Annotated in this window: 7 protein-coding genes, 1 tRNA gene and 3 rRNA genes; 2 read left to right on the top strand and 9 right to left on the bottom strand. The window is 63.5% G+C overall.

Going from position 1 to position 12292, the window contains the following annotated elements:
- Window positions 1-46: 46 nt before the first annotated feature.
- The 7 genes from QFZ71_RS23820 to thyX all read right to left on the bottom strand — a co-directional run bounded on the left by QFZ71_RS23820 (window position 47) and on the right by thyX (window position 9849).
- Window positions 47-119 (bottom strand) — tRNA-Thr (locus QFZ71_RS23820).
- 286 nt (window positions 120-405) lie between these two features.
- Window positions 406-522, bottom strand: a 5S ribosomal RNA gene (gene rrf, locus QFZ71_RS23815).
- Between the two features lie 78 nt (window positions 523-600).
- A 23S ribosomal RNA gene (locus QFZ71_RS23810) occupies window positions 601-3726 on the bottom strand.
- A gap of 307 nt (window positions 3727-4033) precedes the next feature.
- Window positions 4034-5559, bottom strand: a 16S ribosomal RNA gene (locus QFZ71_RS23805).
- Together the 16S, 23S and 5S rRNA genes with 1 tRNA gene alongside form the textbook arrangement of a ribosomal RNA operon.
- A gap of 642 nt (window positions 5560-6201) precedes the next feature.
- Window positions 6202-7887 carry a ribonuclease J gene (locus QFZ71_RS23800; RefSeq protein ID WP_307670194.1) on the bottom strand — a complete coding sequence of 562 codons (1686 nt, stop codon included), beginning with the start codon at window positions 7885-7887 and terminating at the stop codon, window positions 6202-6204.
- Window positions 7888-8059: 172 nt separating this feature from the next.
- The gene (dapA, locus tag QFZ71_RS23795; protein ID WP_307670193.1) at window positions 8060-8959 is read right to left on the bottom strand and encodes a 4-hydroxy-tetrahydrodipicolinate synthase; all 900 of its coding nucleotides are present in this window, start codon (window positions 8957-8959) and stop codon (window positions 8060-8062) included.
- A 152-nt stretch (window positions 8960-9111) separates the two neighbouring features.
- Window positions 9112-9849: an FAD-dependent thymidylate synthase gene (thyX, locus tag QFZ71_RS23790; protein WP_307670192.1), complete on the bottom strand. Its 738-nt coding sequence runs from the start codon at window positions 9847-9849 to the stop codon at window positions 9112-9114.
- 217 nt (window positions 9850-10066) lie between these two features.
- Here thyX and QFZ71_RS23785 point away from each other — a divergent pair, with 217 nt between their 5' ends.
- Window positions 10067-10306: a hypothetical protein gene (locus QFZ71_RS23785; RefSeq protein ID WP_307670191.1), complete on the top strand. Its 240-nt coding sequence runs from the start codon at window positions 10067-10069 to the stop codon at window positions 10304-10306.
- A 94-nt stretch (window positions 10307-10400) separates the two neighbouring features.
- A complete protein-coding gene (locus QFZ71_RS23780; RefSeq protein ID WP_307670190.1) occupies window positions 10401-10952 on the top strand; it encodes a hypothetical protein in 552 nt (183 codons plus the stop codon).
- 83 nt (window positions 10953-11035) lie between these two features.
- Here QFZ71_RS23780 and QFZ71_RS23775 read toward each other — a convergent pair whose 3' ends face one another.
- Both QFZ71_RS23775 and dapB read right to left on the bottom strand, forming a co-directional pair.
- Window positions 11036-11497 (bottom strand): hypothetical protein, encoded by a 462-nt coding sequence (locus tag QFZ71_RS23775; RefSeq protein WP_307670189.1) that lies wholly within the window; start codon window positions 11495-11497, stop codon window positions 11036-11038.
- 11 nt (window positions 11498-11508) lie between these two features.
- Complete coding sequence (gene dapB / locus QFZ71_RS23770) at window positions 11509-12261, bottom strand: 4-hydroxy-tetrahydrodipicolinate reductase (RefSeq protein WP_307670188.1); 753 nt, start codon at window positions 12259-12261, stop codon at window positions 11509-11511.
- Window positions 12262-12292 lie beyond the last annotated feature (31 nt).

Genomic DNA, 12292 nt, shown 5'->3' with positions numbered 1-12292 from the left:
ATGAGAAAGGCCCCCGCCATCAGGCGGGGGCCTTTCCTTTTCTCTGAGCCCCAATGCGGAATCGAACCGCAGACCTTCTCCTTACCATGGAGACGCTCTACCGACTGAGCTATTGGGGCCTCGTTGCCCTGCGGCAACGAGGTAAACCATACACGGGATCCGGGATTGCTCATAATCGGTGTCCTGCCTTGGTCCCGCAGTCCCTGAACGCCTCTCTGAGCGCCAGCCTTCAAGCTCTCGAAGAGGCCATGCCCAGGACGACCGGCCGACCGTCCCACCTGGGCAGCCCACGCGCCGGCCGGGACAAGTAGCGCCCGCCCCGGAGACGAACTGAAGACGTGTCCCATGGATTCCGAACGCAGAAAAGCCCCGTGCCACAAGGCACGGGGCTTTCCCGGAAAAATTGTTCGGCGGCGTCCTACTCTCCCACAGGGTCCCCCCTGCAGTACCATCGGCGCTGAAAGGCTTAGCTTCCGGGTTCGGAATGTAACCGGGCGTTTCCCTAACGCAATGACCACCGAAACACTATGAAAATTTGAACACCGGGCAACAACACGGCCGTTCGTTATTTCAGAACTAACACAGTGGACGCGAGCAACTGAGGACAAGCCCTCGGCCTATTAGTACCAGTCAGCTCCACCCGTTACCGGGCTTCCACATCTGGCCTATCAACCCAGTCGTCTACTGGGAGCCTTAACCCTTCAAGAGGGTGGGAATACTCATCTCGAAGCAGGCTTCCCGCTTAGATGCTTTCAGCGGTTATCCTTTCCGAACGTAGCCAACCAGCCATGCCCTTGGCAGGACAACTGGCACACCAGAGGTTCGTCCGTCCCGGTCCTCTCGTACTAGGGACAGCCCTTCTCAATATTCCTACGCGCACAGCGGATAGGGACCGAACTGTCTCACGACGTTCTAAACCCAGCTCGCGTACCGCTTTAATGGGCGAACAGCCCAACCCTTGGGACCGACTCCAGCCCCAGGATGCGACGAGCCGACATCGAGGTGCCAAACCATCCCGTCGATATGGACTCTTGGGGAAGATCAGCCTGTTATCCCCGGGGTACCTTTTATCCGTTGAGCGACAGCGCTTCCACAAGCCACTGCCGGATCACTAGTCCCGACTTTCGTCCCTGCTCGACCCGTCGGTCTCACAGTCAAGCTCCCTTGTGCACTTACACTCAACACCTGATTGCCAACCAGGCTGAGGGAACCTTTGGGCGCCTCCGTTACTCTTTAGGAGGCAACCGCCCCAGTTAAACTACCCATCAGACACTGTCCCTGATCCGGATCACGGACCCAGGTTAGACATCCAGCACGACCAGAGTGGTATTTCAACGGCGACTCCACAACCACTGGCGTGGCCGCTTCACAGTCTCCCACCTATCCTACACAAGCCGAACCGAACACCAATATCAAACTATAGTAAAGGTCCCGGGGTCTTTCCGTCCTGCTGCGCGAAACGAGCATCTTTACTCGTAGTGCAATTTCACCGGGCCTATGGTTGAGACAGTCGAGAAGTCGTTACGCCATTCGTGCAGGTCGGAACTTACCCGACAAGGAATTTCGCTACCTTAGGATGGTTATAGTTACCACCGCCGTTTACTGGCGCTTAAGTTCTCAGCTTCGCCACCCCGAAAGGCAGCTAACCGGTCCCCTTAACGTTCCAGCACCGGGCAGGCGTCAGTCCGTATACATCGCCTTACGGCTTCGCACGGACCTGTGTTTTTAGTAAACAGTCGCTTCTCGCTGGTCTCTGCGGCCACCCCCAGCTCAAGCAGCAAGTGCTATCACCAGTGATGGCCCCCCTTCTCCCGAAGTTACGGGGGCATTTTGCCGAGTTCCTTAACCATAGTTCACCCGAACGCCTCGGTATTCTCTACCTGACCACCTGAGTCGGTTTAGGGTACGGGCCGCCATGAAACTCGCTAGAGGCTTTTCTCGACAGCATAGGATCATCCACTTCACCACAATCGGCTCGGCATCAGGTCTCAGACTCATATGCACGACGGATTTGCCTACCGTGCGTCCTACACCCTTACCCCGGGACAACCACCGCCCGGGCTGGACTACCTTCCTGCGTCACCCCATCGCTTACCTACTACAAGTCTGGTTCATCGGCTCCACCACTACCCTCAACTCCGAAGAGATCGGGCCGGCTTCACGGACTTAGCATCGCCTGATTCAGTACTGGGCGTTTCAAAGCGGGTACCGGAATATCAACCGGTTGTCCATCGACTACGCCTGTCGGCCTCGCCTTAGGTCCCGACTTACCCTGGGCAGATCAGCTTGACCCAGGAACCCTTAGTCAATCGGCGCACACGTTTCTCACGTGTGTATCGCTACTCATGCCTGCATTCTCACTCGTGAACCGTCCACAACTCGCTTCCGCGGCTGCTTCACCCGGCACACGACGCTCCCCTACCCATCCACACAGGCGTTGGCCCTATATGTGTGAATGACACGACTTCGGCGGTACGCTTGAGCCCCGCTACATTGTCGGCGCGGAATCACTTGACCAGTGAGCTATTACGCACTCTTTCAAGGGTGGCTGCTTCTAAGCCAACCTCCTGGTTGTCTCTGCGACTCCACATCCTTTCCCACTTAGCGTACGCTTAGGGGCCTTAGTCGATGCTCTGGGCTGTTTCCCTCTCGACCATGGAGCTTATCCCCCACAGTCTCACTGCCGCGCTCTCACTTACCGGCATTCGGAGTTTGGCTAAGGTCAGTAACCCGGTAGGGCCCATCGCCTATCCAGTGCTCTACCTCCGGCAAGAAACACACGACGCTGCACCTAAATGCATTTCGGGGAGAACCAGCTATCACGGAGTTTGATTGGCCTTTCACCCCTAACCACAGGTCATCCCCCAGGTTTTCAACCCTGGTGGGTTCGGTCCTCCACGAAGTCTTACCTCCGCTTCAACCTGCCCATGGCTAGATCACTCCGCTTCGGGTCTAGAGCGTGCAACTCAAACGCCCTGTTCGGACTCGCTTTCGCTACGGCTTCCCCACACGGGTTAACCTCGCTACACACCGCTAACTCGCAGGCTCATTCTTCAAAAGGCACGCAGTCACGACTGCATGTGCAAGCACATACAGCGACGCTCCCACGGCTTGTAGGCACACGGTTTCAGGTACTATTTCACTCCGCTCCCGCGGTACTTTTCACCATTCCCTCACGGTACTATCCGCTATCGGTCACCAGGGAATATTTAGGCTTAGCGGGTGGTCCCGCCAGATTCACACGGGATTTCTCGGGCCCCGTGCTACTTGGGTGTCTCTCAAACGAGCCGTTGATGTTTCAGCTACGGGGGTCTTACCCTCTACGCCGGACCTTTCGCATGTCCTTCGCCTACACCAACGGTTTCTGACTCGCCTCACAGCCGGCAGACTGTGAAAGAGAGATCCCACAACCCCGCATGCGCAACCCCTGCCGGGTATCACACGCATACGGTTTGGCCTCATCCAGTTTCGCTCGCCACTACTCCCGGAATCACGGTTGTTTTCTCTTCCTGAGGGTACTGAGATGTTTCACTTCCCCTCGTTCCCTCCACACTGCCTATGTGTTCAGCAGCGGGTGACAGCCCATGACGACTGCCGGGTTTCCCCATTCGGAAACCCCCGGATCAAAGCTTGGTTGACAGCTCCCCGGGGACTATCGTGGCCTCCCACGTCCTTCATCGGTTCCTGGTGCCAAGGCATCCACCGTGCGCCCTTAAAAACTTGGCCACAGATGCTCGCGTCCACTGTGCAGTTCTCAAACAACGACCAGCCACCCATCACCCCGCCCGAACAGGCGAGTTCACTGGGGCCGGCAACCGAAGGACAGCCACAATCGGCCGTACCCTCAGACACCCAACAACGTGCCCGACACGACCAACCCGTTCCCGTTTTCCACGCCGAAGCAGTACTCACGAAACCGTGCTCATCGTGCCGAATAGTCAACGTTCCACCCATGAGCAACCAGCACCGAACACTCGCCGGTGTACTGGCCTCTGACCACACCCCGAAGGACATGGTGAGAAGTGCTCCTTAGAAAGGAGGTGATCCAGCCGCACCTTCCGGTACGGCTACCTTGTTACGACTTCGTCCCAATCGCCAGTCCCACCTTCGACAGCTCCCTCCCACAAGGGGTTGGGCCACCGGCTTCGGGTGTTACCGACTTTCGTGACGTGACGGGCGGTGTGTACAAGGCCCGGGAACGTATTCACCGCAGCAATGCTGATCTGCGATTACTAGCAACTCCGACTTCATGGGGTCGAGTTGCAGACCCCAATCCGAACTGAGACCGGCTTTTTGAGATTCGCTCCGCCTCACGGCATCGCAGCTCATTGTACCGGCCATTGTAGCACGTGTGCAGCCCAAGACATAAGGGGCATGATGACTTGACGTCGTCCCCACCTTCCTCCGAGTTGACCCCGGCAGTCTCCTGTGAGTCCCCATCACCCCGAAGGGCATGCTGGCAACACAGAACAAGGGTTGCGCTCGTTGCGGGACTTAACCCAACATCTCACGACACGAGCTGACGACAGCCATGCACCACCTGTATACCGACCACAAGGGGGGCACCATCTCTGATGCTTTCCGGTATATGTCAAGCCTTGGTAAGGTTCTTCGCGTTGCGTCGAATTAAGCCACATGCTCCGCTGCTTGTGCGGGCCCCCGTCAATTCCTTTGAGTTTTAGCCTTGCGGCCGTACTCCCCAGGCGGGGAACTTAATGCGTTAGCTGCGGCACCGACGACGTGGAATGTCGCCAACACCTAGTTCCCAACGTTTACGGCGTGGACTACCAGGGTATCTAATCCTGTTCGCTCCCCACGCTTTCGCTCCTCAGCGTCAGTAATGGCCCAGAGATCCGCCTTCGCCACCGGTGTTCCTCCTGATATCTGCGCATTTCACCGCTACACCAGGAATTCCGATCTCCCCTACCACACTCTAGCTAGCCCGTATCGAATGCAGACCCGGGGTTAAGCCCCGGGCTTTCACATCCGACGTGACAAGCCGCCTACGAGCTCTTTACGCCCAATAATTCCGGACAACGCTTGCGCCCTACGTATTACCGCGGCTGCTGGCACGTAGTTAGCCGGCGCTTCTTCTGCAGGTACCGTCACTTGCGCTTCTTCCCTGCTGAAAGAGGTTTACAACCCGAAGGCCGTCATCCCTCACGCGGCGTCGCTGCATCAGGCTTTCGCCCATTGTGCAATATTCCCCACTGCTGCCTCCCGTAGGAGTCTGGGCCGTGTCTCAGTCCCAGTGTGGCCGGTCGCCCTCTCAGGCCGGCTACCCGTCGTCGCCTTGGTAGGCCATTACCCCACCAACAAGCTGATAGGCCGCGGGCTCATCCTTCACCGCCGGAGCTTTCAACCCCGTCCCATGCGGGACAGAGTATTATCCGGTATTAGACCCCGTTTCCAGGGCTTGTCCCAGAGTGAAGGGCAGATTGCCCACGTGTTACTCACCCGTTCGCCACTAATCCACCCCGAAGGGCTTCATCGTTCGACTTGCATGTGTTAAGCACGCCGCCAGCGTTCGTCCTGAGCCAGGATCAAACTCTCCGTGAATGTTTACCCGTGATCGGGTGCACACCACGAGAGCGGAACAACCGGTCGGAATAAGACCCGTTGTTCACAGCGTCCTCGCTGTGTTGTCGCCCACCGGCCACCGAAGTGACCCTGTGGGACTTTTCAAAGGAACCACCAACCTGCACCAGGTGCAGGCCGGGGTATCAACATATCTGGCGTTGACTTTTGGCACGCTGTTGAGTTCTCAAGGAACGGACGCTTCCTTCGGTCCCGTTTCACCGGGCCCCTCCGGGCGCTTCCCTTCGTTTACTGCTTTGTCTTGCTGTCTTGCGTTTCCGACTCTATCAGACTCTTTCGTGTCCGATTCCCGGTCGAAGCGGGGCCGCTTTCCAGGTCCTTCGCTTTCGCGTTTTCCCTTTCCGGCGAGTCCAACTTTACCAGACTCTTTTTCGTTCCGTTTCCGGTCCGAATTCGATTTCCGGTGGCCTGTGGAGTGGCCTTGCCTTTCGGCGGGCCCGACTTTATCAGAGACTCTGAGTCGGATTTCTCCGCCCCTCCAGGTCGGCTCCGGGCACACATGTGCGCGCCGTGCTTCCCGTTCAGGCGGAGACGTAAACGTACTGGAGCGGGGCTCCTCGATGCAAATCGAGGGCCCCGCTCCAGGTCAGGCGGTCACGAGGATCAGACCTCGACGACGACCGGAAGGATCATCGGGCGCCGGCGGTAGGTGTCGGACACCCACTTGCCGACGACCCGGCGGATCAGCTGCTGGAGCTGGTGGGGCTCCATCACGCCGTCCTGGGCCGATTTGTCCAGGGCTTCCTGGATCTTCGGTGTGACGCCGACGAAGGCGTTGTCGTCGATGCCGGAGCCGCGGGCCTGGATGTGGGGGCCGCCCACGATCTTGCCCGAGGAGCTGTCGACCACGAGGAACACCGAGATGATGCCCTCGTCACCGAGGATGCGTCGGTCCTTGAGGGAGGTCTCGGTGACGTCTCCGACGGAGAGGCCGTCGACGTAGACGTAACCGGCCTGCACCTTGCCGACGATCTTCGCCTTGCCGTCGATGAGGTCGACGACCACGCCGTCCTCGGCGATGACGATGTGGTCCTTCGGCACGCCGGTGAGGGCGCCCAGTTCGGCGTTGGCACGCAGGTGGCGCCATTCACCGTGGACCGGCATCAGGTTCTTCGGCTTGCAGATGTTGTAGAAGTACAGCAGCTCGCCGGCCGAGGCGTGGCCCGAGACGTGCACCTTGGCATTGCCCTTGTGGACGACGTTGGCGCCCCAGCGGGTCAGACCGTTGATCACGCGGTAGACCGCGTTCTCGTTGCCCGGAATCAGGGACGACGCGAGGATCACCGTGTCGCCCGGAACGATCCGGATCTGGTGGTCGCGGTTGGCCATCCGGGAGAGGGCGGCCATCGGCTCGCCCTGCGAACCCGTGCAGACGAGCACGACCTCGTCGTCCGGCAGGTCGTCGAGCGTCTTGACGTCGACGACCAGGCCGGCCGGGACCTTCAGATAGCCCAGGTCACGGGCGATACCCATGTTGCGGACCATCGAGCGGCCGACGAAGGCGACCCGGCGTCCGTACTCGTGGGCGGCGTCCAGGATCTGCTGGATGCGGTGCACATGGCTGGCGAAGCTGGCCACGATGATGCGCTTCTGGGCGTTCGCGAACACCGTGCGCAGGACGTTGGAGATGTCCCGCTCCGGCGGCACGAACCCGGGCACCTCGGCGTTCGTGGAGTCCGAGAGGAGGAGGTCGATGCCCTCCTCGCTGAGCCGGGCGAACGCGTGCAGGTCGGTGAGACGGCCGTCCAGCGGGAGCTGGTCCATCTTGAAGTCACCGGTGGCCACGGCCAGGCCCGCGGGGGTGCGGATGGCGACGGCCAGGGCGTCCGGGATCGAGTGGTTGACCGCGATGAACTCGCAGTCGAAGACGCCGATGCGCTCCCGCTGTCCTTCCTGCACCTCAAGGGTGTAGGGGCGGATGCGGTGCTCCTGGAGCTTCGCCTCGATGAGCGCGAGCGTCAGCTTGGAGCCGATGAGGGGGATGTCCGGCTTCAGGCGCAGCAGGTACGGGACACCACCGATGTGGTCCTCGTGGCCGTGCGTGAGGACGATGCCCTCGATGTCGTCCAGGCGGTCCCGGATCGTGGTGAAGTCCGGGAGGATCAGGTCGATGCCCGGCTGCTCCTCCTCGGGGAAGAGGACGCCGCAGTCGACGATGAGCAGGCGGCCGCCGTACTCGAAGACCGTCATGTTGCGGCCGATCTCGCCCAGGCCGCCGAGCGGGGTGACCCGCAGGGCGCCCTTCGGGAGCTTCGGCGGGGTACCGAGTTCAGGATGCGGATGACTCAAAAGACTCTCCTTACCACGCGCGCCACGTACCGCTGAGGCACGTGGCGCGCATGTCGTTCGTGCACTTGCTGTTGTCTTGGGTATTGCTCGATGCGAGTCGCCTCGCGTGTTCAGTTGTGAAGTCCGTGCTCCTCGCGGTGGGCGCGAGGTCTGTGCTGGATGGAGTCCGTGCTCAGAGCTGTACCCCACCGGCGGCGAGATCGATCTTGAGCTGGGCCGTCTCCTGTGCGCTGAGTTCCACCAGCGGCAGGCGCAGCGGCCCGGCCGGCAGGCCCTGGAGGGTCAGGGCTGCCTTCGTGGTGATGACGCCCTGGGTACGGAACATGCCGGTGAAGACCGGGAGCAGCTTCTGGTGGATCTCGGTGGCCTTCTGGACGTCGCCGCTCAGGTGCGCCTCGATGAGGGCACGCAGCTCGGGGGTGACCATGTGGCCGACCACGGAGACGAAGCCGACCGCGCCGACCGAGAGGAGCGGCAGGTTGAGCATGTCGTCGCCGGAGTACCAGGCGAGACCGGACTCGGCGATGGCCCAGCTGGCGCGGCCCAGGTCACCCTTGGCGTCCTTGTTCGCAACGATCCGCGGGTGGTCGGCGAGCCGGACGAGGGTCTCGGTGTCGATCGGCACCCCGCTGCGGCCGGGGATGTCGTACAGCATGACAGGCAGGCCGGTCGAGTCGGCGATGGCCGTGAAGTGCCGGAGGAGACCCTCCTGCGGCGGCTTGTTGTAGTACGGCGTCACCGCGAGCAGGCCGTGGGCGCCGCTGCGCTCCGCCGTCCGGGCGAGCTCGACGCTGTGGCGGGTGTCGTTGGTGCCGATACCGGCGACGACGTGCGCGCGGTCGCCGACCGCTTCGAGTACCGCTCGTACGAGCTGGTCCTTCTCCGCGTCGCTGGTGGTCGGGGACTCACCGGTGGTGCCGTTGACGATCAGACCGTCATTGCCTGCGTCCACCAGGTGGGCGGCGAGCCGCTGGGCGCCGTCGAGATCGAGAGCGCCGTCCGCCGTGAAGGGCGTGACCATAGCGGTGAGGACCCGCCCGAAGGGGGTCTGCGGAGTGGAGATCGGAGCCATGGGTACCACGCTACTCGCTGCTCAGCGCGCGGGGTCCCCTAGGGGGGACGGGGAAGAGGAGCCCGGCACTGCCTGCTCGGGGGTTCAAGCAGTGCCGGGTCCGTTTGATCAGCCTAGATGAACTTCTCGAAACGCCGCAATACGGACACCGCCTATGGGGCAACCCGTCCGTTTTTGTTGAAGGCGGCATGAGTGAGCGGCATGAGCTGCTCCCAGTGGGCTTCCATCTGTTCGCCGACCATCTCGATCTCGCGCTGCGGGAAGGAAGGGACCTTCGCCAGCTCGTGCTGGGTGCGCAGGCCGAGGAAGTGCATCAGTGAGCGCGCGTTGCAGGTGGCGTACATCGAGGAGAAGAGGCCGACGGGGAGGACGGCGCGGGCGACCTCGCGGGCCACGCCCTTCGCCAGCATCTCCTGGTACGCGTCGTAGGAGGCCCGGTAGGACTCCTCCATCGCGCGGGTGGTGACGTCGTACTGCTCCTCGGTGCCCTGGACGAACTCGTACTTGCCGGGGCGGCCCTGCTGGACCAGCTTGCGGGAGGTTCCGGGGACGTAGAAGACCGGCTCCAGCTCCCTGTAGCGGCCCGATTCCTCGTTGTACGACCAGCCGACGCGGTGCCGCATGAATTCGCGGAAGACGAAGATCGGGGCGCTGATGAAGAAGGTCATCGAGTTGTGCTCGAACGGACTGCCGTGCCGGTCCCGCATGAGGTAGTTGATGAGCCCCTTGGAGCGCTCGGGGTCCTTGGTGACCTCTTCGAGCGACTGCTCGCCGGCGGTGGAGACCCGCGCGGCGAACAACACGTCCGCGTCGCGCGCGTCGCTCTTCACCAGCTCGACGGTGACATCGCTGCGGAAGTGGGGCTTTGCGGGTTCGGGAGTGTCGGTCACCGACAGGGGTCCTTCCAGGGGCGGCGCGGGGAGGCCCGAGGGCATCGCTCGGGCGGCGACCACTCTACGGGCCGGCAGGGGACGCATGTCGGCGGCGGCCTCGGGCAGCCGTTCGTGGAGTCTCCTCAACAAGTACGGCGATTCGGGCACCGATCCGGCCGTTCGTACGTCTGACTCAATAGCAGCACCCGCCACAGAGATCAAGGAGAGTTTCCTCATGTTCCGCCGGCGTGAAGCCGTTCCGTTCTCGTTCGTCGCCGAGTCCGAGCGGTTCCGCAGTAATGTCACTCCCCCGCCCGCCGCCCGCGCCTCCGTGCCCGAACTTCTGGGGCGGTCCCTGGTCGGGCTGACCGTGGTCGCCGGTCTCGTGGGCTCGCTGCTGCTGGGGCTCCCCGCGCTCGACTCCGGGCACGCCCCGGACCAGGGCAAGCAGTCCACCGCGTCACAGGGGCGCTGACTCGTACGGACCCCCTGGGGTGGTCGGGCCGGTGGCACGCTCGGTAGCCTCACCGGGCACAGCAATCGAGCGTGCTTGTGAGTGAGGATCAGTCGTGCCCCTGCCCTTTCTGACGGCCGACCGCGCATTCGACGCGAGCGCTGAGGACGTCGCGCTGCCGTTCGACGACCACGACAGCTGGCGGCGGCCCTACCGCCCCGGCCCGTGGCGGGTCGCGGCGGCGGCCACCCTGTTGTTGCTGGCCTCGTTCGTTCTGCTCGCGGCCATGATCATCGGAGTGGCCGGAGCTCCTTCGGGCGCCACCGCCTGCCTGCTCCTGGCCGGTGCGGTGATCGCCGCCGCCCTGCGGCTGTTGCGGGTCGGCGCGTGGGTCAGCCGCCACGGTGTCCGGCGTGTCGGCTTCTTCCGGACCACCACGGTGGCCTGGAGCGAGACGTCGGCGGTCCGTACGGTGCAGCAGCCCGTGAAGTGGATGGGCCTTCCCCGTACGGTCCAGGGCCAGGCGCTCGTCGTGGTCCGGCGGAACGGTGAGACGCTGCCGCCGCTGGCCACCGACCGCAACGCGGACTTCCTCGGGCGCGAGGAGGCGTTCGAGCGGGCCACGGACGCGGTGGAAGCCTGGGCGGACGAGTACCGGCGGGGCTGATCCCCCGCTTTCCGTCCGTACGCGGGTGAGCCCGGAACCCCTGTGGGTTCCGGGCTCACCCGCGTACGGACGGAAGGACGTCGTCAGACACCGGCCGGGCTCGACGGCGTGGCCGCGTGCAGGGCGATCGCCCGCTGCATCGCCTTGCGGGCTCGCGGCGTGTCCCGCGCGTCCTGGTAGGCGACCGCCAGCCGGAACCAGGCCCGCCAGTCGTCCGGGGCGTGCTCGGTCTCCTCGCGGCGCTCGGCGAAGACCGCGTCGGCGGCGTCCCGGTCGATCCGGCCGGACGGCGTGCGGGCCAGGTCGTCGACCGGCAGCCCGCCCTCCGCGTCCAGCTCCGCCGCCAGGGCGTTGGCGCGGCGGACGAACTGGGTGTTCTTCCAGAGGAACCAGACGCCGATCACCGGCAGGATCAGCACGGCCACGCCGAGCGGGACCGTGATCCACGTGCCGTGCCGGATGAGCATCAGGCCTCGGCTGCCGACCAGGACGAAGTAGAAGACCAGGACGGCGGCCGTGACGATGTAGGTGATCTTTGCGCGCATGGTGGGCTCAGTCAGTTCAGGTCGAGGAAGTGTTCCAGGCCGAACGTGAGGCCGGGAGTGGTCACCACGCGGCGCACCCCGAGCAGGACGCCCGGCATGAAGCTGCTGTGGTGGAGGGAGTCGTGGCGGATGGTGAGGGTCTCGCCCTCGCCGCCGAGCAGCACTTCCTGGTGGGCCAGCAGGCCCCGGAGACGGATCGCGTGGACGGGGACGCCGTCCACGTCCGCGCCGCGCGCGCCGTCCAGGGCGGTGACGGTGGCGTCCGGCTGGGGGGCGCTGCCGGCCCGCGCGCGGGCGGCCGCGATCAGCTGGGCGGTGCGGGTGGCGGTGCCGGAGGGGGCGTCGGCCTTGTTCGGGTGGTGCAGCTCGACGACCTCGACGGACTCGAAGTACCGGGCGGCCTGCTCCGCGAACTTCATGGTCAGGACCGCGCCGATGGAGAAGTTCGGGGCGATCAGGACACCGGTCTCCGGGGAGCCGTCCAGCCAGGTGGTGAGCTGCGCGAGCCGTTCGTCGGTCCAGCCCGTGGTGCCGACGACGGCGTGGATGCCGTGCCGGACGCAGAAGTCGAGATTGCCCATGACCGACGCGGGGGTGGTCAGCTCGACGGCGACCTGGGCGCCCGCGTCGGCGAGGGCCTCCAGCTTGTCGCCCCGGCCCAGGGCCGCCACCAGTTCCAGGTCGTCGGCGGCCTCGACGGCCCGTACGGCCTCGGAGCCGATCCGGCCCCGGGCGCCGAGAACGGCTACGCGCAGCTTGCTCATCGTGGTTCCTTAAAGGGTGCGAGCACTTCGG

This window comes from Streptomyces sp. V2I9 (assembly GCF_030817475.1).
GTDB lineage: Bacteria > Actinomycetota > Actinomycetes > Streptomycetales > Streptomycetaceae > Streptomyces.
The sequence above is the reverse complement of the archived record's forward strand: the minus strand, read 5'-3'. Positions and strand labels throughout refer to the sequence as shown.